This is a genomic window from Devosia sp. Root635 (assembly GCF_001427605.1).
In the GTDB taxonomy this organism is placed as follows: Bacteria; Pseudomonadota; Alphaproteobacteria; order Rhizobiales; family Devosiaceae; genus Devosia.
Map to the genome: position 1 here is coordinate 17,741 of NZ_LMGZ01000020.1, position 21,408 is coordinate 39,148.

Below are 21,408 nucleotides of genomic sequence, written 5' to 3' on the forward strand. Positions count from 1 at the left end.
CCGGCTCACCCGGGCAAAGCCATGTCGCTGTCACCAGGTACCAGTTCCAGCGGGACGACCTTGCGAACGACTCCAAGCGGATAGGCTTCCGCATAGGCCGGCATGGTGGCCAGCAGGCTTTCGGCCAGGGTGATGCCCAGGTCGCGCAGCGACAGCCGGAAACAGGTCAGCTTGGGCACCAGGTAATGGGCCTGAGGGCTGTCGCGGCCGATAATGGCGAAGGTCTTTCCGGGGACGAGGCCGACCTCGTGCAGGCCATTGTAGAAGCCGACGCACATGACCTCGTTGGTGAGCACGAAACCGGTCGGGCGTCGATCTGCCGGCATGGCGGCTATCGCATGGGCGATCTGATGCCCGCCCCGTTCATTGGGGGGTGCGCGGAAGACCATATTGGCGTCGAAGCCGATGCCGTGCCGTTCCAGCACCTTGCGGTAGGCGTCGACGAAGACGAAGCCGAGATTGGTGTCGTCGCGCGGCGCGAAGACGCCGATCCGTCGGTGCCCCTTGGCGATCAGCCGGGACACGCCGACCTCGGCCATCCCTTCGAAATCGAGGTCGAGCCAGGGATGACCCGCATCGGTTTCCGACCGCCCCAGGGCGATGAATGGAATCTTGCGGCTGGAAATGAAGTCGATGCGATGGTCCACCCTTTTGGTGGCGGAGATGATCAGCGCATCGGCGAAGCCCCGCGCCACCACGCGCTGCATATAGGCCTCGGGATCCTCTTCAGACGAGCACAGCAGGGCAACCAGGTCGAGTTGGTGCCGGGCAAACACCGTCTGCACGCCGTCGAACACGCTCATGAAGAACACGTCGCCCTCGCCGGTGATCTGCGGACCGGTCTGCATCATGAAGCCGACGACGCCGGTCGACCCCTTGCGCAGCGAGCGCCCGGCCTGGTTGGGCACATAGCCGATCGCCGCCGCGGCCTCCACGACGCGCCGGCGGGTCTCCTCGTTCACGTCGGGCTTGCCGTTCAGCGCGCGCGAAACTGTGCCGATAGACACATTGAGCTGCTGCGCCAGGCGTCTGATGCCAGTCATGTTTTCCCGAAGTTTCCCCCAGCAGTCCGTGCGAGTCGTAAACGTTTACGAATCCCCATTGACACATCCAATGGCGAAACAATAGCGTCGTAAACGTTTACGGGACTGCGTTTCACGATGCCGCACAAGACGGCAAGGACACGCCGAAGTCCAGAGGGAGGATTGCTTTGGCATTCACGGCAGTTTTGGCCGGTTGCGGCAGCATGTCCAGGGGCTGGCTGACCGCCATTGCCACCCATCCCCTGCTGGCAGGCAGGGTGCAGGTGGTCGGGTTGGTCGATCTCGATCGCGCCACGGCCGAGGCGCGGGCGGCCGAGTTCGGCCTCGCCGGCATCCCCATCGGCACCGATCTCGACGCGATCCTTACCCAGACCGGGCCTGACCTGCTGTTCGACGTCGTTGTCCCCGGCGCACGTGCCGGCGTGGTGGAAAGCGGCCTGCGCCATGGCTGCCACGTCCTCAGCGAAAAACCCATGGCGGCCAGTATCGACGAGGGCAGGGCGATGATTGCCCAGGCCGCCGCCGCCGGTCGCCTGCATGCCGTTGTACAGAACCGTCGCTTCGTCGCCGGTGTCCGCCGCATTCGCCGGCTCATCGACAGCGGCGCGCTGGGTGAGCTCACCGGCCTTAACTGCGATTTCTTCATAGGCGCCCATTTCGGCGGCTTCCGCGAGGACATGGACCACGTGCTGCTACTGGACATGGCCATCCATACGTTGGACGCGGCTCGCTTCATGGCCGGCAAGAGGCCCAGGGCCGTCTACTGTCTCGAAACCAATCCGCGCGGCTCGTGGTATCGCCAGGGCGCAGCCGCCAACGCCATTTTCGAATTCGAGGACGATGTCGTCTTCAACTATCGCGGCTCCTGGTGCGCCGAGGGCGCCAATACAAGTTGGGAGAGCGCCTGGCGCATCACCGGCAGCAAGGGCACCCTGCTCTGGGATGGCGAGGACCATTTCGAAGCCCGCATCGTCGATGGTGACACCGGCTTCTTCCGCGACCTCAAGCCCATCGAGGTGCCGCCACCCGCCGATGCCGACCAGACGCATGGCCATGCCAGCGTCATCGCCGACTTTCTCGACGCCATCGAAACCGGGCGATCCCCCGAGACCGCCGGCAGCGACAATATCAACAGCCTCGCCATGGTCTTTGCCGCCATCGACAGCGCGCGCACCGGCCAGCGCGTCCCTATTGCAGTTTGAAGGAATTTCACGTGACCGACCCCGCCAAGTCCATCCGCATCGGCACCATGATCCAGGCTACGTCAGGCAAGGCCGCCGACAATATCGCGGCCATCGCCGATCTGGGCTTCGAGAGCTTCGAGCCCTTCTTCTGGCAGACCACCAACGGGCAGGATCTGGCCGAGCTGGGCAAGCGCAGCCTAGAAGCCATCGGCAATCGCGACATCACCATTTCAACCCTGGGCATGTTCGGAAATCCGCTGGAAGACCAGGAGCTGGATCGCCAGACCCTGCAGGGCTGGAAGGACTGCATCGACAATGCCCATCACTTCGGCGCCACCTGCGTCGCCGGCTTTACCGGCCGCATTCGCAACAAGCCGCTGACTGACAGCCTGCCGCAATATAGGAAAGTCTGGTCCGAACTGGCCAGGCGCGCCGCCGACAAGGGCGTCACGATTGCTTTCGAAAACTGCGCCATGGACGGCAACTGGCAGACCGGCGACTGGAATATCGCGCACAATCCCGACGCCTGGGAACTGATGTTCAACGAGACGCCGGATGACAATATCGGGCTCGAATGGGAGCCCTGTCACCAGATGGTCTATCTCATCGATCCGCTGCCGCAGATTCGGAAGTGGGCCCACAAATTCTTCCACGTGCATGGCAAGGACGCCACCATCCGCTGGGAGGTGATCCGCGAGCATGGCGTCTTCGGCAAGGAAAAATTCGTCTTCATGCGGACGCCCGGCTTTGGTGACAGCAACTGGACGGACATCATTTCAGAGCTGCGCCTGGCCGGCTGGTCGGGCTCGATCGATATCGAGGGCTGGCACGATCCGGTCTATCGCGACGCGCTGGAAATGACCGGGCAGGTTCATGCGCTGAACCATCTCAAGCATGCTCGTGGTGGCGACCATGTGGCCATAGCCGGATAAGTATGACTATTGACGAGTCGTGAGAAACCGTTTTATCAAGCGTGAGAAAAGGGTTTTCCTTTGAGGTACGCCGACGTGGCCAAGGCAGAACGCATTCGCATCTACGACGTCGCCCGCGTCGCCGGCGTCAGCGTTGCCACGGCCTCAAAGGCTCTCAACGACACGGGCCGCATGACCGACGCGACTCGCCAGCGGGTCAAGCAGACTGCGGCGGCACTGGGCTTCCGCCCCAACGCCATGGCGCGGGCCCTCACCCAGCAGCGCAGCTTCACCATCGGCCTGCTGACCAACGATACCTATGGCCGCTTCACGCTGCCGGTCATGGCCGGCATCAACGAGGCGCTGGTGGATCACGGCGTGTCGGTCTTCCTGTGTGGCATCGAGGACGACGCCGCGCTGGCCGCCCTCCATGTCGACGCCATGCTCGACAAGCAGGTCGACGGCATCATCGCCACGGGCAAGCGCATCGACCGACGCCTGCCGGTTGACCTTTCGGGCCTGCAAGTGCCTGTCGTCTATGCCTTTACCGAAGGGCCGGACGACGCCGTTACCCTGGTTTCCGATGATGAACAGGGTGCGCGCCAGGCGACCGAGTGGCTGCTGGGCCGGGGACGGCGACGCCTTGCGCATGTGACTGGCCCGCAGAGCTTCGCCTCGGTAACGGCGCGTGCCCGCGCCTTCAGCGCGGTGGCCGGGGCGGACGCTGCAATTGTCTATGGACCTTGGTCCGAAGCCTGGGGCCACGAGGCTGTGGCGCAATTCTGGTCGTCGGACGCAACCCGCCCCGACGCCATTTTCTGCGGCAACGACCAGATCGCCCGCGGCGTGGTCGATGCGCTGCGCGAACGCGGCGTGGCCGTGCCGGAGGATGTTTCGGTCGTCGGCTTCGACAATTGGGAAATCGTGGCTGCCGCGACGCGGCCGCCGCTGACCACCGTGGACATGAATCTCAAGGAACTTGGCCGCGAGGCCGGACGCCTGATCCTGGAGCTTGCCGAGGGCAAGCCGGTCGAACCGGGCGTCCGCAAGCTGCCATGCAAGCTCGTGGTGCGCCAATCCTGCGGCGGCGATGCTCTCGCCCCGCGCAACAAGGGAGAGGCGCTTCAGGAGGTTTGAGGGTGCTGCTGCAGGCGTGCAACCGCCCGCAGCAGCGAGGAAAGGCCGCAAGGGAAGAGGAACCCAAGCGGCATGGATCGCGGCCCGAGGGCCGCAAGGGAGGATATAATGCAGTTTGTTAAGCTCGGTCTATTGGCCGGTCTCGCTGTCGGCGCATTGGTCGCAGCGGCCCCGGCCTATGCACAGGTAACGCTCAAGGTATGGTCCATCGATGGCAATGACCGCCCCGGCATCGCCGATACCTTCTCCAAGGAATTCGACGACGCCAACGACGATATCGTGGTCGAGTACCGCTATATCCCGTTCGACGAACTGGTGAACGAGACTTTGCGCGCCTTTGCCACCGGCAATGCCCCCGATATCGTCTCCTTCGACAATCCGGACTTCGCCCTGTTTTCGTCGCGCGGCGCCATGCTCGACATCACCGACCGCGTCGCCAATTCCGACATCGTCAGCAAGGCCGAGTATTTCCAGGGCCCGCTGAACTCGGTCACCTGGGACGGCAAGCTCTTCGGCCTGCCCAAATATACCGACACGATCGGCATCTTCTACAACAAGGACATGTTTGCCGCCGCCGGCCTCACCGAGCCGCCCACCACCTGGGCCCAGGTGGTGGACTATGCCGAAAAGCTCACGGACCCGGCCAACAATGTCTATGGCGCCACCTTCTCCGCCCGCGCTGGCGAGGAGGGCACCTTCCAGTTCCTGCCGATCATCCAGATGTCCGGGGGCGACGCCAACAAGGTCAATACCGAGGGCGCGGCCGAAGTACTCGATCTGTGGAAGCAGATGATCGACAACGGCTGGGCCTCGCGCGATGTGCTGAGCCTGGGTCAGTGGGACTCCACCGGCACTTTCAATGCCGGCAATGCCGCCATGGCCATATCGGGCCCCTGGGAAATCGACCGCATGGTCGAGGATGCCAAGTTCGACTGGGGCGTGGCGCTGCTGCCCACCATCACCGAGGGCGGCGAGCGCTCATCGGCCCTGGGTGGATTCAACTGGGGCATCATGTCCACCACCCAGCATCCCGATGAGGCCTTCCGCCTGCTCGAATATTACGTGAGCCAGGAAGATCGCCTGTTCCCCGAATTCGGCAACCTGCCGGCCCGCGGCGATATCGCGCTGCCGGTGACCGGCGTCGAGAAAAAGGATGCCGCGCTCAAGGTGTTCCAGGAACAGCTCCAGTATGCCCGCCCGCGTGGTCCCCACCCGGAATGGCAGAAGATTTCCAAGGCCATTTACGACGCGATGCAGCAGGCCCTGACCGGTCAGATGTCCTCGATGGACGCCTTGAACCAGGCCCAGGCCACCATCGACACCATCTTCAACTAGTCCTCCCGACTGACCGGCCGGGGTTCGCTCCGGCCGGACTTTTCATTCAAGCGCATGGAGAGGTCCGGTGTCGCGATTTTTCAACGCCCTGCGCGACGGGGTGGGATTTGATGTCCTGCTGGTCGGCGCAGCCCTGCTTTTCCTGCTCGCTCTGGCCGGTGCGCCTTTGCTCTACAATGTGCTGATGAGCTTCCAGCAGGTGGATATGTTCACCCTGGGCGTGCTGTTCCGGCCCTTTGTCGGCTTCGACAACTATGTCGCCGTGGTGCGGCAGCCCGAATTCTGGCTGGTGACGCGCAACACGCTGATCTTCGTCTTCGGCTCGATGACCGGACAATTCGTGCTCGGCTTCGCGCTGGCGCTGTTCTTCGCCCAGAAATTTCCTGGCGCCGCCACCATTCGCGGCCTGTTCCTGGTGTCCTGGGTCATGCCGGGCCTGGTGGTCGGCGCCATCTGGAGCTGGATCCTCGCCGGTGATTTCGGCGTGCTAAACGTCATCCTCAAGAGCCTCGGCATTATCCAGGCCAATGTCTTCTGGAAGTCCGATCCGAACTTTTCCATCTGGGCCGTCATCATCGCCAATATCTGGCTGGGCCTGGCTTTCAACATGCTGCTGCTTTCGGTCGGCCTCGCCGCCATTCCGCGCGATCTCTACGAAGCGGCCGAGCTCGATGGCGCCAATGCCTTCCAGCGTTTCTGGACCATCACCCTGCCGATGATGCGTTCGACCATCGGCGCCGTGCTGTCGCTGGGCCTCATCGGCACGCTGCAGCAATTCGACCTGTTCCCCGCGCTCACCGAGGGCGGCCCGGCCAATACCTCCAATGTGGCCGGCTACTGGTCCTGGCAGTTGAGCTTCCAGCTCTATGACTTCGCCAAGGGCGCCACCGTCTCGGTAATGATGTTCGTGCTCGTGCTGTTCGCCTCGATCGTCTATGTGCGCTCCACCCGCCACGAGGTGCGCGGATGACCCGGCCCTATACCCCCTGGCTGCTGCTGCTCGTCGCCCTGGCGCTGGCCGCCGTCTACCTGTTCCCGCTCTATTGGATGTATGTCACCAGCCTCAAGGGCAGCTCGGAAATCTTCGCCAATCCGCCCACTTTCTGGCCGGTGGCACCCGATCCGGGCGTTTATCCCGCGGTGTGGGCCCGTCGCAACATGCCCGTTTTCCTCAGCAATTCGGTGATCATTGCCGCCGGTGTCACGGCGATCACCGTGATCCTGGGCACCGGTTGCGCTTATGTGCTGGCGCGCTACCGCAATGTCTGGATCGATATCGGCCTGTTCTGCGTGCTGATGCTGCAGGTCCTTCCGGCCTCGGTGATGGTGACGCCGCTGTTTGTTGGCTTCAATCAGGTCGGACTTTTGAGCTATCCGCGGACGGCGGTGGTGCTGGCGGCGGCGGCCAAGGCCATGCCCTTCTTCGTCGTGCTGGTGCGCGCCACCTTCATGAGCGTGCCGCGCGAGTTGGAGGAAGCCGCGCTGGTCGATGGCAATTCCCGCGTCGGCGCGTTCTTCACCATCGTCTTGCCACTGGCGCGCAATGGCATTCTCGTCTGCGCAATCCTCACCTTCATGAGTTCGTTCGGCGAATACATCTACTCCAAGTCGATCATCCAGGATCCGAACCTGCAGCCCGCCAGTGTCGGCCTGTCGGGCTTTCTCGGGCCCAATTCGACCGACTGGAACTCCATCATGGCCTATGCGGCGATCTATGTGACGCCCATTCTGGCCGCCTTCGTCATCCTGCAGCGGCGCATCGTCGCCGGCCTGACCTCGGGAGCCCTCAAATGACCGCCCAGATCGAACTGCGCAACATCGACAAATACTATGGCAGTTTTCATGCCCTCAAAGGCGTCAGACTCACCATTGAAAAGGGCACTTTCGTCGCGCTGGTCGGACCCTCGGGTTGCGGCAAGTCCACTCTGCTGCGCTCGATCGCCGGCCTCGAGACCATCACCTCTGGCGACATAGCCATTGCCGGCCAGAACATGACCGGCGTGCCGCCGCGGCGGCGCGATGTGGCCATGGTGTTCCAGTCCTACGCGCTCTACCCGCATATGACGGTGGAGGAGAACCTTACCTATTCGCTGCGGCTGCATGGCGTGGGCAAGGCAGAGGCCCGGCTGAAGGCCGGCGAGGTCGCGGCCACGATCGGGCTGTCGCAACTGCTCGGGCGCTACCCGAGGCAGCTCTCCGGCGGCCAGCGCCAGCGCGTGGCCATGGGCCGCGCCATCATCCGCAACCCCAAGGCCTTCCTGTTCGACGAGCCGCTGTCCAACCTCGACGCGGCCCTGCGCGTGCAGATGCGCAAGGAAATTCGTGCCCTGCACGACCGGTTGGGCGCCACCTCGGTCTATGTGACGCACGATCAGATCGAGGCCATGACCATGGCGGATTGGGTCGTGGTGATGCGCGACGGCGTCATCGAGCAACAGGGCCGGCCGCTCGATCTTTACGACAAGCCCGTCAACCGCTTCGTTGCCGGCTTCATCGGCTCGCCCGCCATGAACTTCCTGCCGGCCACCGTCACCCCCGACGGACAGGGCCTGACGCTCGACGGCTATGGCGCAGACCGCATCCCGCTCGCATCCCCGGCAGCACCGGGCCAGGCGGTCATTGCCGGCATGCGGCCCGAGCATCTGCGCATGGCGCAAGGGCCGGCCAGCTTTCACCTCGAGGTCGGGACCATCGAATCCACCGGCTCGGCCACCTACCTGGCTTCGGCCGACGGGGCCCTGCAACTGGTGCAGAGCGAACGGGCAGACCTCAGGCCCGGCGACCGCGTCGGCCTCGAAATCGACCCGGCCCGTATCCACCTCTTCGATCCCGAAACCAGCGCCAGGATCTAGCTCCAGTCATGTCACACTATACCCCGGTCCCATTCCCCGACGTCAGGCTGGAGGGGCAATTCTGGCGCGAGCGGCTCGACACTGTATTGACCCGCACCGTGCCCAGCCAGCATCGCAAGCTCGGCGAATACGGCATTCTCGACTCGCTCAAGCTGCCCAGTCCAACGCCGCCGCTGCGCTTTCCGCGCCACGCCAATGGCTTCACGGTTCAGGTGTTCTGGGACAGCGATGTCGGCAAATGGATCGAGGCGGCCAGCTATGCCCTGGCGCATCGCCGCGATGCCGATATCGAGGCGAAAATCGAGGCCGCCATCGACGACCTCGAAAAGGCCCAGTTGCCCGATGGCTATCTCAACTGCTGGTATCTCGGCCACGAACCGGAAAATCGCTGGACCAACCTGCGCGACAATCACGAAATGTATAATGCCGGCCACCTGCTGGAAGGCGCCATCGCCTATTTCCGCACCACCGGCCGCCGCCGCTTCCTCGACATCATGGAGCGCTATCTCGACCACATCTATTCGGTCTTCGGCACCGGACCGGACCAGCGCCGCGGCTATGATGGTCACGAGGAAATCGAGCTGGCGCTGATGAAGCTCTATGCCCTCACCGGCGAGCGCAAGCATCTCGATTTCGCCACCTACCTCATCAACGAGCGTGGCCGCCAGCCGCACTATTTCGACATCGAACGCGAAGCCCGCGAGGCTGGCGACACCAGGCAGCGCTACGTCTTCGCCAATTACGAATATTCCCAGAGCCACCGGCCAGTGCGCGAGCAGGACAAGGTCGTCGGCCATGCCGTGCGCGCCATGTATCTCTATACCGCCATGGCCAATCTCGCCGCCGAACTCGGCGATGCCGCGCTCAAGCATGCCTGCGAGGTGCTGTGGGACGATGTGATGGAAACCAAGATGTATGTGACCGCGGGCCTCGGCCCGTCGGCGCATAATGAAGGTTTCACCCACGATTTCGACCTGCCGAACCAGACCGCCTATGCCGAGACCTGCGCTTCGGTGGCCCTGATCTTCTGGGCCCAGCAGATGCTGCATCTCGATCTGGACGGCAAGTATGGCGACATTCTCGAACTGGCCATGTTCAATGGCGCCCTCTCGGGGCTGAGCCGCGACGGCGAGCATTATTTCTACGCCAACCCGCTCGAAAGCAACGGCACGCCGATGCGCTGGGACTGGCATACCTGCCCCTGCTGCACGATGAATGTCAGCCGCCTCGTGGCGTCAGTGGGCGGCTATTTCCTGTCAACGGCGCCCGATGGCGTCGCCTTCCACCTCTATGGCGGCATTGCCGCGGATGTTGAAGTGGCCGGCATCAGGGTCGCGTTGCGCGAGGTGTCGGCCTATCCCTGGAACGGGGATATCAGGATCCACGTCGATCCGGCAGAACCGGCGACGTTCGATGTGAAGCTGCGCATTCCGGGCTGGTCTTCGGGGGCCGTGGTGTCGGTCAATGGCGCCGCGGTTGATGCCGGCAAAATCGTCGACGGCTACCTGACCATCAACCGGCGCTGGGCGAAGGGCGATGTCGTCACCCTCGACCTTCCCATGCCGCCAGTCCGGCTCTATGCCCATCCTGGCGTCATCATGGATGCCGGCCGCGTGGCGCTGAAGCGGGGGCCGCTGGTCTATTGCCTGGAGGAAGCCGACAATCCCGGCGGCCGGGTGCAGCGCCTCAAGCTCCCCCGCAGTTCGCAGATCACTGCCGAGGAGCGTCCCGACCTCTTCGGCGGCATAGTCGCACTCAGGGCGGAAGCGTCCGCCATCGACGAGAGCGCGTGGACCAGCCTCTACCAGACCTCTCCGGCTCCCGAATCCCGCTCGAGCCTCACCGCCATTCCCTACTATCTCTGGGCCAATCGAGAACAGGGCTCCATGGTGGTCTGGATGCCGGAGGCGGCCGGCTGAGGCCGGCAGGTTCCCGCCATTATCGCGCGGCCCGCCAATGGCGAGCCGACGCAGTTGCATTGGTCCGGCACTGCTGAAAAAGGCGGCAGGCACGCCGCTATCCGGCACGACTCTGCGAGATTTCGCATCTATTCCTCCAATGTTTCGACTTTTGGAACAGACGGAAGTTTGGGAAGGCTACGCGGAAGTGTTAGGGAGGAGCCAATGCATTTCTTGAAAGCCATCACGCTTGCCGCTTTGCTGGGCACGGCTGTCGTCAATCCCGCCATGGCGGGCAAGGCGGACGACACGCTGCGCGTCGCCTTCGTGGAGGAAATCCTCGAACTCGACTACAACTACACCACCAAGCGCGAATACATCATCATCGCCGACCTGATCGACGAGAACCTCTTCGAGATCAATCCCGAGACCAATGCCTTCGAGCCGGCGGTCGCGACGGGCTACGAATATATCGATCCGCTCACCATCGAGGTGAAGCTGCGCGACGACGTCACCTTCCACAACGGCCAGAAGCTGACCGCCCGTGACGTGGCCTATACCTATAACTGGATCATCGACCCCGAAAGCGAGAGCCATCCCGGACCGGGCCATGCCACCTGGCTGAAATCGGCGGAAGTGGTGGACGACTATACCGTCCGCTTCCACCTGCTCAACGACTACCCGCTGGCCATTCGCGACCTGGCCACGCGCGTCAGCATCCGCCCCGAAAACACCTATCACGTCGACGGCAAGGTCGTCCGCAACGCGGCCGCTCTGGAGCCGGTCGGCCTCGGCCCCTATCGCGTCGTCAGCTTCGAGCCTGGCCAGGAACTCGTGCTCGAGCGCTATGACGGCTACTATTCCAACAGCCCCAAGGGCGACGTGCCGATCGACAATATTGTCATCCGCACCATTCCCGATATCGGCACCCAGCAGGCCGAGCTGATGAGCGGCGGCATCGACTGGATGTACAATGTGCCGCTCGATGTGGCGCAGAGCGTCGAGGGCCTGCCCATGGTGGAGCACCTGTCGGGACCCGATCTGCGCGTGTCCTTCGTTGTGCTGGACGCCGCCGGATTGACCGATCCGGATGGTCCGCTGACCAATCGCCAGGTGCGCCAGGCGATGAACCACGCGGTCAACAAGGCCGACATCGCCCAGTATCTGGTCGGCGGCTCGGCCGAGCCCATCCATACACCCTGCCATCCGGCACAGTTCGGCTGCGATACCAGCATCCAGGATTATCCCTACGATCCAGAAGTGGGCCGTCAATTGCTGGCCGAGGCCGGCTATCCCGATGGCTTCCCGCTCGATCTCTGGGCCTATCGCGATCGCTCCATTGCCGAAGCCGTTGCCGCCGACTTCGAAAAAATCGGCATCGACGTCAATCTGCGTTACGTGCAGTTGGCCTCGCTCGACCAGGCCCGTGCCAATCAGGAAATCCCGGCCTATATCGGCACCTGGGGCTCGGGCGGCACGGCCGATACGGCGCTGATCGCCAATATCCACTTCAACGCGACGACCGACCGCAACCTGTCGGGCGACGAAAAACTGACCGAACTGGTCCTCGCCGCCGAGGCGACCAGCGATCAGGACGAGCGGCGGCGCCTCTATACCGAAGCGCTGACCATCATCGCCGATGAAGCCTACTGGGTTCCGCTGGTGACCTATTCGGTCAACTATCTGATCAATTCGGAACTGAATTTCCCGCTCAATGCGGATGGCCTGCCGCGTCTCTATTCGGCAAGCTGGAAATAGGCTTGTTCCAAACATCGGGCCGGCCCGGCGCCGGCCCGAACAGGGATTGATGCTATGCTCAAATACATCCTGCAGCGGGCCGCGCTGGCGCTTGCCGTGGCGCTGGTCGTCTCCTTCGCCACGTTCATGCTGCTCAACTATGCGACGGACCCCGCCTCGGCCCTGGCCGGCGAGGATGCCACCCCCGAGATCGTCGAGCAGATCAGGCAGACCTACGGCTTCGACCGGCCCGTCTTCGTGCGCTATTTCGAATGGCTGGGCGGCGTCGCCCGCGGCGATTTCGGCGAGAGCTACTACTGGAACAAGGATGTGGCCGTCCTGGTGCTCGAACGCGCGCCGGTGACCATCGCTCTGGCGCTGTCGGCGCTCATGGTCACCATCGTCATCGCCATCCCGCTCGGGGCCATCGCCGCCTTGCGGCCCAATTCCTGGGCCGACCGCCTGGCCCTCACCTTCGCCGTATCGGCCCAGGCCATACCCAGCTTCTGGCTCGGCCTGATGCTGATCATCCTCCTGGGAGTCATGCTCCCCATCCTGCCGATTTCCGGCGACAGCTCCTGGCAGCATTTCGTCATGCCCGCCTTCGTGCTGGGGGCCAGTTCAGTCCCCGCCGTGATGCGGCTGACCCGCACCGGGCTGATCGAAGTCATGGAATCCGACTATATCCGCACCGCCCGTTCCAAGGGCTATCGCGGCTTTGCCCTGCTCCGGCGCCACGCCATGCGCAATGCACTGCTGCCCGTGGTGAGCGTCTTGGCCGTGCAACTCGGCCAGAAATTCGGCGGCTCGGTGATCACCGAAAGCGTCTTCGCCATCAATGGCCTCGGCCGGCTGGCGCTGCAGTCGATCCTGGGCTCCGACATTCCAACGGTGCAGATGCTGATCTTCATCTTCGCCCTCATCTTCGTGCTCATGAATCTGCTGGCCGACCTGCTTAATGCAGCGCTCGATCCGAGGATCCGCATCACATGACCATCTCCACGCCAGCCGACCTGCCCGCCGCCTCGGAGGCGAAAACCCCCACGCCCCGCGCGCTGATGCTGCGCCGGGCCCTTGAGCACAAGGGCTTCATTGCCGGCGTCGTCATTGTCGGCACGCTCATCCTCGTCGCCCTGCTGGCCCCGTGGCTGGCGCCGCACGATCCCTTCGCGCAATCCTTGCCCCACCGGCTGTTGCCGCCCGTCTGGGCCGAGGGTGGCAACTGGGATTATCTGCTGGGCACCGACCAGGTCGGCCGCGACTATCTCAGCCGGCTCATCTACGGTGCCCGCGTCTCGCTCACCATCGGCTTCGGCGCCGCGCTGATCGGCATGATGATCGGCGTGACGCTGGGCGTCTGCGCCGGCTATTTCGGCGGCTGGGTCGATCATTCGGTCAGCTTCCTGCTCACCGCCCAGTTGGCCCTTCCCGGCCTGCTGCTGGCCATGGCGCTGGTCTTCATCATCGGCCCGTCGGTCTGGGTGGTGATCGGCATTATCGGCGTGCTGCACTGGACCTATTTCCTCGTGGTCACGCGCTCCGCGACGCAGCGCCTGCGATCACAGGACTTCGTGGCCGCCGCCAGGGCGATGGGCGCCACGCGCTGGCAGATCCTGCGCACCGAAATCCTGCCCAACCTCTCCAGCCAGATCATCGTCATCTTCACCTTCGAGCTGGGCATTTCGATCCTGGCCGAATCCTCTTTGTCCTTCCTGGGCGTCGGCATCCAGCCGCCCACCCCGTCCTGGGGCCTGATGATCGCCGAGGGCAAGCAGGCCCTGTTCTACCGACCGTGGCTGGTCATTCTGCCCGGCGTGTCGCTGTTCCTGCTGGTGATCGGCGCCAACCTGCTGGGCGATGGCCTGCGCGACATCACCTCGCCGCAGGGGAGGAACTGACCATGCTCGACAAACGCACCATCCTCAGCGTCGATGACCTCGAAGTCGTCCTCCACACCGCGGTCGGCGACCTCAAGGCCGTGCGCGGCACCAGTTTCGATCTCAAGGCCGGCGAAGCCATCGGCATTGTCGGGGAATCGGGCTCGGGCAAGTCGATGACCGCCCTGGCGTTGATGCGGCTCTTGCCGCGCGTCGCGCGGTTGCGGGCCAATGCCATCGCGCTGGACGGCGTGGCCATAGACACGGCCAATGACCGGGAATTCGCCCATTCCATCGCCGGGCAGAAGATTTCCATGATCTTCCAGGAGCCGATGACCTCGCTCAATCCGGTCTATTCCATCGGCAGGCAGTTGACCGAGGCGGCCGTGCAGTTTGCCGGCCTCTCGCCCAAGGTGGCGCGCGCCCGCGCCATCGAACTGCTGGAGCGGGTGGGCATACCCGACCCCGTCGGCCGGCTCGACCAATATCCGCACCAGCTGTCCGGCGGACAGCGCCAGCGGGTGATGATCGCCATGGCGCTGATGAACGAGCCTGAACTCATCATTGCCGACGAGCCGACCACCGCTCTGGACGTCACGGTACAGGCCCAGATCATGGAATTGCTGGCCGAACTCCGCCGCGAATTCGGCATGGCGATGATCCTCATCACCCACGACCTGGCCGTGGTCGCCTCGACCGTCGACAAGGTGGCGGTGATGTATGGCGGCGAGATCGTCGAAAAAGGGCCGTGCCACGAGGTGCTCGCCAACCCCATGCACCCCTATACGCGCGGCCTGCTGGCCTGCGTGCCCAGGATGGACGGCACGCCGCGCCGGCTGGGCGCCATTCCCGGCATCGTGCCGGCGCTGCTGGGCGAGGTCGACTTCTGCGTCTTTTCCTCGCGCTGCGCCCATGTCCGCGACATCTGCCGCACCCAGCGTCCGCCAATCCAGGGCGATGGCCAGCGCAGCTACAACTGCATCCTGTCGCCCGACGAGATCGACACCCTCCCGCCGGCCCAGCCCAATGAAGAAATGTCGCCGCCAATGGTGGAAACGGGGCCGGCGCTGATCGAGGCGCGCGGCATCCACAAATTCTACCGCGACAGGAAGGGCCTCTTCGGCAAGACCAGGACGCTCCATGCCCTCGATGCCGTGTCGCTGCAGATACGGCGCGGCGAGACCTTTGCGCTGGTCGGTGAATCGGGGTCGGGCAAGACCACCCTCGCCAAGATCCTGCTTGGCCTGAGCCCGGCCGATGGCGGCGACGTCCTGCTCGATGGCGAGCCGGTCAACGCCATGGATGCGCGCAAGCGCGCCCGCCTGATGCAGCCGATCTTCCAGGACCCCTACTCTTCGCTCAATCCGCGCCACACCATCGCGCAGATCATCGCCCGGCCGCTCGATGTGCATCGCATCGGCGACACCGCTTCGCGCAAGCAGGCGGTGCTGGATGTCATGACCCGCGTGGGCCTGCCCGAGCGCGTCCTCAACAATTATCCCAGCCAGATGTCGGGCGGGCAGCGCCAGCGCGTGGCCATTGCCCGCGCCCTCATCATGAAGCCGGCTCTGCTGGTCTGCGACGAGCCCACCTCGGCGCTCGACGTTTCGGTGCAGGCCCAGATTCTCAACCTGCTGGCCGACCTGCAGCAGGATCTCGGCCTGACCTACCTGCTCATCACCCACAATATCGCCGTCGTGCACCAGGTCGCCTCGCGGATCGCCGTCATGCACCAGGGCAGGATCGTGGAAATGGGCGAGGCCCGCAAGATCCTGCGCGCGCCCGAGCATGATTACACCAGGCTCCTCCTTTCCTCAGTGCCCGAACTGGCCGCCGCCGGGAGCAACAACCAGTGAGTGCCGGCGAAACCATGATCACGCCCCAGACCGTCTTCTCCCGCGCCAATCTGTGGCAGACCTGGCTCGATGTGGAAGCGGCCATGGCGCTGGCCCAGGCCGAGATCGGCATGATCCCGCAATGGGCGGCCGACCAGATCGCGAGCAAGGCCAGGCTGGACAATTTCGACACGGCCGAACTCGAACTCTCGGTGGCCGAAACCATGGCCCCCATCGTGTCGCTGGTGCGGGCGCTGTCCGACATCTGTGGCGAGGCCGGCCGGTTCGTGCATTGGGGCGGCACCACGCAGAACATCATGTCCACCGGAAGGCTGCTGCTGGTCCGCCGTTCCCACCAGGCCATGCTCACCGCGCTGGCCGGCGCCATCGACCGGCTTGCAGCGCTGGCCGACCAGCATGCCGAAACTGCCATGGTGGGGCGCACCAATCACCGCCAGGCCCTGCCCATGACCTTCGGCTTCAAGGTGGCCGGCTGGATCGAGGAACTGGCGCGCCAGAACGAGCGGTTCCTGTCGACCGAAAAGCGCGTCTTCGCCCTGCATTTCGGCGGCGCCATCGGCGCCATGCACTCCTTCGAGGGCAAGGGCGAAGCCCTCAACGCCGCCATTGCCCGCCGCCTCAACCTGACTCCGGTGCTGGTTCCCGATCGCGTCTCGCTCGACGGCCAGGCCGAATACGTGGCCTGTCTGGCTCTGTTCGGCATGAGTGTGGGCCGCATCGGTTCCGAACTTTATCGCCTCATGGCCGACGAGGTCGGCGAAGTCAGCGAAACCCTCGGCATCGAGGTCGTCGGCAGCTCCACCATGCCGCACAAGGTCAATCCCAAGCATGTCGTGCATCTGGTGTCGACCGCCGCTCATCTGCGCTCCAAGGTCACCCCGGCCCTTGAGGCGGGCATGCCGGCCCACGAAGGCGACGCGGCCAGCAACCAGTTGATGTCGAGCACCATCGAAAGCGCCTCGGCCCTGGCCTGGGAGCTGGCCGAGCGGCTGGAGACCACCCTGGCCAATATCGAAGTCCACGCCGCCAGCATGGCGCAAAATCTCGATCTCAATGCCAGCGTCATCGCCAGCGAGAAGCTGATGATGCTGCTCGCGCACAAGCTCGGCAGGACCGTGGCGCATGATGTGGTGCATCACGCCGTCCTCCACAGCGACGCCGCCAGCCTTGCCGATAGCCTTCTCGAAAACAGCCTGGTCAGCGGCGCGATGAGCCGGACCGAAATGGAGGCGGCGCTGGTCCCCGCGCACTATCTGGGCGATAGCGTCGCCATCGCGCGCAAGGCTGCCTCGCTTGCCACCGCCACCGCCAGCGCAATCCGGTCCCGGTCGGAGGCATGGCCGGGGTGATGACCACCTATCATTCCTTCGACCCGGCCCTGGGCCACGGCCTGCCACACGATCCGATAAAGGCCATCGTCGCGCCGCGGCCCATCGGCTGGATTTCCTCGCTGGATAGCGCGGGCATAGCCAATCTGGCGCCCTACAGCTATTTCAACATCTTCAGCCACAGGCCACCCATCCTCATCTTCGGCAGCGAAGGCCGCAAGGACACGGTGCGCAATATCGAAGCGACCCGCGAATTCGTCTTCAACCTGGCGACGCGCGACCTGGCCGAAGCCGTCAACCAGACCTCGGCGCCCCATCCGCCCCATATCGATGAATTCGTGCTGGCGGGCCTCGACAGGACGCCATCGACAAAGGTCGCGCCGCCGCGGGTTGCCGGGGTGGCCGCGGCCATGGAATGCCGGCTGGTGCAGGTGCAGCAGCTCACCGACGCAGACGGCGCGCCGGTCGATACCCATCTGGTCATCGGGCAGGTGGTGCAGGTTCACATCAATCAGTCCTGCCTGGTCGATGGCCTGTTCGATATCACCCGCGCCCGGACCATCGCCCGCTGCGGCTATCGCGGCGACTATGTCGAGGCCGGCGAGACATTTGAAATGCTGCGGCCGGGACGCTAGGACTGCAACGGTCTGCGGGAGGTGCCCGGTGAATTTGCGCTCGCTCAGGATTTTCCGCCGGGTGGTGACGACAGGGTCGCTCGCCCAGGCCTCGCTTGACCTCAATATATCGCCCTCGGCCGCCAGCCGCCTGCTGTCGCTGCTCGAATCCGAGCTCAAGCTCACCCTGTTCTCCCGCTCCAAGCGCCGGCTCGAACTGACCGAGGAAGGCGACCGCTTCTACCGGCAGACCGAGCATATCCTGCGCGGCCTCGACGAGATGGAGCTTATCGCCGCCGAAATCCGCGCCCAGACCAATGAACTGCTGAGCCTGGTGACGGCGGCGCCGCTGGCCATGGGACTGATCTCGCCCTCGCTGGCGCTCATGCAGCAGCGCGACGCGGCCTTTGAATGCGTCATCAATGTCGAGACGCGGTTCGATCTTGAAAGCAAGGTCGCCGCGCGCGCCTACAATGTCGGCGTGATCTCGCTGCCGATCGAGAATGGCATTCTCGATCTCACCATCGAGCCTTTCCTCGAAACGCGCCTCGGCGTGCTGATGCGAACCGACCACCCGCTGGCCGGGCACGCCGAAATTACCATCGACGAGCTGGCCAGGCACCCCATCGTGGCACTGACCAAGGGGCAGCGCTGGCGCGAACGCCTGGACGACATCTTCTCGGCTTCCGGCCTCATGCCCGAAATCCACCTCGAAACGACGTCGACTCCGGTGGTCAAGAGCCTCGTCCGCGACGGCGCCGGCCTGACGGTGGTGGATTGCATCTGCGGCCGCATCGCCGATGACGAACCGCTGTTGCTCAAACCCCTGGCCATCGAAAAGTGGATCACCTACGCCACGATCCATCCCAATGGCCCCCGGCCGGCCCGCAGCGGCCAGTTCATCGAGGCCATGCGCGATTTCATCCGCGCCGAGACCGGCCGCCGTCAGGCCGGCGCCATGCTGCGCCTGATCTAGCTGCGCCAGTGCGGCTGTGGTTCGGCCATGGTCTGCAGGCTTTCCGCCTCGGCACCCTCGATCCGCTTCATCAGCAGCCGGGTGAGTTCGGTGCCAGCGGCAAACACATCCTCGCGGATGCTGTCGAGATCGGGGAACAGCGTGGGCAGGATGCCCGAGGTCTGCTTGTAGATCAGGTGCAGGTCCCGCCCCACCACCAGCCCGCTCTCCTGCAATCCACCGACCAGCGCGATGGTACGCATCTCGCTGTCGCAGATAATGCCGTCCGGCCGCTGGGTCTCCGCCGCCAGGTCGAGCCCGATCTTGCGCATTTCGGCCGGCGTCAGCCCCTGCGTGCCTTCGAGAATGCGGGCCTCGATGCCGGCGCGCGCCGTCGCCCGGTGAAAGGCGGTGACGATGTTGTGGTAGTTGGTGGTGCTGTCGTCGCCGATCACCAGCATAACCTGCTTGCAGCCCTTGCTGGCCAGCCGTTCCACGGCCAGGGCAGCAAATACCTCGGAATGGAAGTCGTGATAGGGGTGCGGCGTATAGAATTCGGTGCGGCCGTGGCTGACAAAGGGAAAATCCGCATCGATCATCATCTGCACGCGCCGGTCGCGCGGGCCGGTATGGGTAATGACGACGCCGTCGGCCGTGCGGTTGTCGAGAATGTAGCGGATCGTGTCGGCGCTGAGATTGCGCTCGAATTCGGGAATGACCGTCAGGTGATAGCGCGTGCCCCTGATGGCATGGCCGATGCCCTGGATCATCTGCCGGGCGAAATCGATCGAATCTTCGGCGCCGTCGAGCACCAGCGCGATGACATTGGTCTTGCCGGTGCGCAGGCGCACGCCGGCGCGGTCGGGAATATAGCCCAGCGCCTTGGCCGCCTCGGCCACCTTGTCGCGGGTCTCCTGCTTCAGCGTGGTGCCGCCGCGCAGTGACAGCGACACCGTGGACAGGCTCAGCCCCGTCACCTCCGCGATGGTGCGCAGGGTAACCCGCTGGCTTCCCGCCCCCCTGCCATTGCCGCCCGATATGGTCTTGCTGCTCATGCGTCCTGCTTCCCCCACCCGTTTCTACACCGGTCGGCACGGAAACCAAACAGGCCAAATTTTGCAACGATACATAGCACCCATTAATCCTTTTGAAACGATTTAAGATCGCCAATACGCTGATAAATAACATGAAAATTTGCATAATGTCACGATAGCTGCCGCAATACGATTCAGAATTGCAACGTTGCATAACATGTGTTTATCTCGGGCCGCGTTTCGGATGAGGGTTCCGGCGCAAGGCTGCCCGACCAGAGGCAGCGCGAGCAGCAGAGGAGGAGTTGATGCTCAAACGAGGTTTTCTGACCACCGTGGCCGCCGTGTCGCTCGTGGCCGCCGCCGCGATCCCCGCAAGGGCTGAAGTGTCGATCATGTATATCGAAGCCTTCGGCTCGCTGATCGAGTCGGGCATTGCCGATTTCGAGGCCGAGACCGGCGAGACCGTCAACGCCATCAAGCTGCCCGGCCAGGGCTATGACCAGCGCATCGCGCTCGACCTGGCGGCCGGCACCGCCGCCGACGTGAGCCTGGTCGACAGCTTCATGGTCAGCGAATTGGCCGCCGCGGGGTATCTGGCTCCGCTGGGCGAACTCGCCGCCGGCTGGGATCAGTTCCAGTACTACCTGCCCGGCCTGCTCGAAGTGGCCTCCTATCAGGGCGAGGTCTACGCCCTGCCCACCGATACTGACGTCCGCATGCTGTGGTATGATCTCTCCAATTTCGAGAAGGCCGGCATTGCCACGCCATGGCAGCCCAAGACCTGGGCCGATATTCTCGACGCCGCCACCAAGCTCAAGGAAGCGGGCGTCCAATACCCCTTCCAGTTGCCCGCTGGCATCAAGCAGGGTGAAGCGACCACCATGCAGGGCTTCTACATGGCCCTGCTGGGCGCCGACGTTCCGGATGGCGATCGCAATCGCCTGCTCAAGCGCGATACCAACCAGTGGATCGGCGACAGCCCGGCGCTTCGTCGCGTCTTCGACCTCTACCACCAGGTCTATGTGGAGCAGGAGCTGAACCCGGCCGATCTCAACTACGCCACCGATATCGGCGCCGCGGTGCGCCAGGCCCTTGCCGACGACAAGCTGGGCATCCTGGCCTCCGGTTCATGGGAAGATGCGTGCCTGTGGGATTGCAACAATCCTCCCAGCCGTGCGGACCGCGATGCGCAGGTCGCCTGGACGCCGTTCCCTGGCTCTGGCGAGCCGGGCGCCATGACCACGACCAACATTTCCGGTGGCTGGACCCTGGGCGTCAATGCCAATGCCGCCGACAAGGACATGGCGTTCAAGCTGATCACCACCATCTTCGATGAAGCCAACTTCAAGGAATGGACTCTGGCCAATCATCGCATGGCCGTGCGGACCGATATTTCGGACAGCGCCGAATATACCGCCGATCCATTCCTGGCCGAGGCGACCAAGCTCGCCGCCACGACGACGGGCCGCGACACCATTCCCGGCTATCAGACCGTCTCGGCCCTCGTGCAGCAGGCCACGTCCGACCTGCTCGATGGCGCCAGCGTCGATGAGGTCGCCCAGAGCTATCACGATGCCCTGGTCGATGAATTCGGCGAAGAGAATGTCATCACCTACGAATAACTTCGAGCCGTCCCGAAGGGCAGAT

The 21,408-nt window shown here is 64.1% G+C and carries 18 protein-coding genes; 16 read left to right on the forward strand and 2 right to left on the reverse strand.

The features are described 5' to 3' along the window. Positions 1-5 precede the first annotated feature (5 nt). Positions 6-1,043 carry a LacI family DNA-binding transcriptional regulator gene (locus tag ASD80_RS13075; protein WP_056233544.1) on the reverse strand — a complete coding sequence of 346 codons (1,038 nt, stop codon included), beginning with the start codon at positions 1,041-1,043 and terminating at the stop codon, positions 6-8. A gap of 167 nt (positions 1,044-1,210) precedes the next feature. Between ASD80_RS13075 and ASD80_RS13080 the strand changes: the two genes are divergently transcribed. The 15 genes from ASD80_RS13080 to ASD80_RS13150 all read left to right on the forward strand — a co-directional run bounded on the left by ASD80_RS13080 (position 1,211) and on the right by ASD80_RS13150 (position 18,748). Then, the gene (locus tag ASD80_RS13080) at positions 1,211-2,245 is read left to right on the forward strand and encodes a Gfo/Idh/MocA family protein (protein WP_056233546.1); all 1,035 of its coding nucleotides are present in this window, start codon (positions 1,211-1,213) and stop codon (positions 2,243-2,245) included. Between the two features lie 11 nt (positions 2,246-2,256). Then, positions 2,257-3,159, forward strand: coding sequence for a sugar phosphate isomerase/epimerase family protein (locus ASD80_RS13085; RefSeq protein WP_056233918.1), 903 nt, complete (start codon positions 2,257-2,259; stop codon positions 3,157-3,159). Positions 3,160-3,219: 60 nt separating this feature from the next. After that, entirely contained in the window at positions 3,220-4,275 is a 1,056-nt protein-coding gene (locus ASD80_RS13090) for a LacI family DNA-binding transcriptional regulator (RefSeq protein WP_056233548.1), read from the forward strand. A 108-nt stretch (positions 4,276-4,383) separates the two neighbouring features. Next, the gene (locus tag ASD80_RS13095; protein ID WP_082555270.1) at positions 4,384-5,610 is read left to right on the forward strand and encodes an ABC transporter substrate-binding protein; all 1,227 of its coding nucleotides are present in this window, start codon (positions 4,384-4,386) and stop codon (positions 5,608-5,610) included. Positions 5,611-5,677: 67 nt separating this feature from the next. Then, positions 5,678-6,580, forward strand: coding sequence for a carbohydrate ABC transporter permease (locus ASD80_RS13100; RefSeq protein ID WP_056233553.1), 903 nt, complete (start codon positions 5,678-5,680; stop codon positions 6,578-6,580). Then, positions 6,577-7,404 (forward strand): carbohydrate ABC transporter permease, encoded by an 828-nt coding sequence (locus tag ASD80_RS13105; protein ID WP_056233555.1) that lies wholly within the window; start codon positions 6,577-6,579, stop codon positions 7,402-7,404. Before ASD80_RS13100 ends, ASD80_RS13105 begins: the two co-directional genes overlap by 4 nt. Next, positions 7,401-8,462: an ABC transporter ATP-binding protein gene (locus tag ASD80_RS13110; protein ID WP_056233558.1), complete on the forward strand. Its 1,062-nt coding sequence runs from the start codon at positions 7,401-7,403 to the stop codon at positions 8,460-8,462. The genes ASD80_RS13105 and ASD80_RS13110 overlap by 4 nt, the downstream gene beginning before the upstream one ends. A gap of 8 nt (positions 8,463-8,470) precedes the next feature. Beyond that, entirely contained in the window at positions 8,471-10,381 is a 1,911-nt protein-coding gene (locus ASD80_RS13115; protein ID WP_056233559.1) for a glycoside hydrolase family 127 protein, read from the forward strand. Positions 10,382-10,585: 204 nt separating this feature from the next. Beyond that, positions 10,586-12,118 carry an ABC transporter substrate-binding protein gene (locus ASD80_RS13120; protein WP_056233561.1) on the forward strand — a complete coding sequence of 511 codons (1,533 nt, stop codon included), beginning with the start codon at positions 10,586-10,588 and terminating at the stop codon, positions 12,116-12,118. 54 nt (positions 12,119-12,172) lie between these two features. After that, on the forward strand, positions 12,173-13,090 hold the full coding sequence (locus ASD80_RS13125; RefSeq protein ID WP_056233563.1) for an ABC transporter permease: 918 nt from the start codon (positions 12,173-12,175) through the stop codon (positions 13,088-13,090). Beyond that, positions 13,087-13,995: an ABC transporter permease gene (locus tag ASD80_RS13130; protein ID WP_056233565.1), complete on the forward strand. Its 909-nt coding sequence runs from the start codon at positions 13,087-13,089 to the stop codon at positions 13,993-13,995. The genes ASD80_RS13125 and ASD80_RS13130 overlap by 4 nt, the downstream gene beginning before the upstream one ends. 2 nt (positions 13,996-13,997) lie before the next feature. Continuing rightward, a complete protein-coding gene (locus tag ASD80_RS13135; protein WP_056233567.1) occupies positions 13,998-15,830 on the forward strand; it encodes an ABC transporter ATP-binding protein in 1,833 nt (610 codons plus the stop codon). Then, entirely contained in the window at positions 15,827-17,179 is a 1,353-nt protein-coding gene (locus tag ASD80_RS13140; RefSeq protein WP_056233569.1) for a lyase family protein, read from the forward strand. Before ASD80_RS13135 ends, ASD80_RS13140 begins: the two co-directional genes overlap by 4 nt. After that, positions 17,179-17,793 carry a flavin reductase family protein gene (locus ASD80_RS13145; RefSeq protein WP_056233920.1) on the forward strand — a complete coding sequence of 205 codons (615 nt, stop codon included), beginning with the start codon at positions 17,179-17,181 and terminating at the stop codon, positions 17,791-17,793. The genes ASD80_RS13140 and ASD80_RS13145 overlap by 1 nt, the downstream gene beginning before the upstream one ends. 28 nt (positions 17,794-17,821) lie before the next feature. Next, on the forward strand, positions 17,822-18,748 hold the full coding sequence (locus ASD80_RS13150) for a LysR family transcriptional regulator (RefSeq protein WP_162247360.1): 927 nt from the start codon (positions 17,822-17,824) through the stop codon (positions 18,746-18,748). Here the strand turns inward: ASD80_RS13150 and ASD80_RS13155 are convergent. Then, positions 18,745-19,782: a LacI family transcriptional regulator gene (locus ASD80_RS13155; protein WP_056233573.1), complete on the reverse strand. Its 1,038-nt coding sequence runs from the start codon at positions 19,780-19,782 to the stop codon at positions 18,745-18,747. The genes ASD80_RS13150 and ASD80_RS13155 overlap by 4 nt on opposite strands. A gap of 284 nt (positions 19,783-20,066) precedes the next feature. Here ASD80_RS13155 and ASD80_RS13160 point away from each other — a divergent pair, with 284 nt between their 5' ends. Further along, positions 20,067-21,383 carry an extracellular solute-binding protein gene (locus tag ASD80_RS13160; protein WP_056233575.1) on the forward strand — a complete coding sequence of 439 codons (1,317 nt, stop codon included), beginning with the start codon at positions 20,067-20,069 and terminating at the stop codon, positions 21,381-21,383. The last annotated feature ends 25 nt before the right edge of the window (positions 21,384-21,408 follow it).

Bases quoted from the DNA above. Each gene is read 5' to 3' on its own strand.
- ASD80_RS13075 (WP_056233544.1), bottom strand. From the start codon at position 1,043: ATGACTGGCATCAGACGCCTGGCGCAGCAGCTCAATGTGTCTATCGGC.
- ASD80_RS13095 (WP_082555270.1), top strand. From the start codon at position 4,384: ATGCAGTTTGTTAAGCTCGGTCTATTGGCCGGTCTCGCTGTCGGCGCA.
- ASD80_RS13105 (WP_056233555.1), top strand. From the start codon at position 6,577: ATGACCCGGCCCTATACCCCCTGGCTGCTGCTGCTCGTCGCCCTGGCG.
- ASD80_RS13110 (WP_056233558.1), top strand. From the start codon at position 7,401: ATGACCGCCCAGATCGAACTGCGCAACATCGACAAATACTATGGCAGT.
- ASD80_RS13115 (WP_056233559.1), top strand. From the start codon at position 8,471: ATGTCACACTATACCCCGGTCCCATTCCCCGACGTCAGGCTGGAGGGG.
- ASD80_RS13120 (WP_056233561.1), top strand. From the start codon at position 10,586: ATGCATTTCTTGAAAGCCATCACGCTTGCCGCTTTGCTGGGCACGGCT.
- ASD80_RS13125 (WP_056233563.1), top strand. From the start codon at position 12,173: ATGCTCAAATACATCCTGCAGCGGGCCGCGCTGGCGCTTGCCGTGGCG.
- ASD80_RS13130 (WP_056233565.1), top strand. From the start codon at position 13,087: ATGACCATCTCCACGCCAGCCGACCTGCCCGCCGCCTCGGAGGCGAAA.
- ASD80_RS13135 (WP_056233567.1), top strand. From the start codon at position 13,998: ATGCTCGACAAACGCACCATCCTCAGCGTCGATGACCTCGAAGTCGTC.
- ASD80_RS13145 (WP_056233920.1), top strand. From the start codon at position 17,179: ATGACCACCTATCATTCCTTCGACCCGGCCCTGGGCCACGGCCTGCCA.
- ASD80_RS13155 (WP_056233573.1), bottom strand. From the start codon at position 19,782: ATGAGCAGCAAGACCATATCGGGCGGCAATGGCAGGGGGGCGGGAAGC.
- ASD80_RS13160 (WP_056233575.1), top strand. From the start codon at position 20,067: ATGCTCAAACGAGGTTTTCTGACCACCGTGGCCGCCGTGTCGCTCGTG.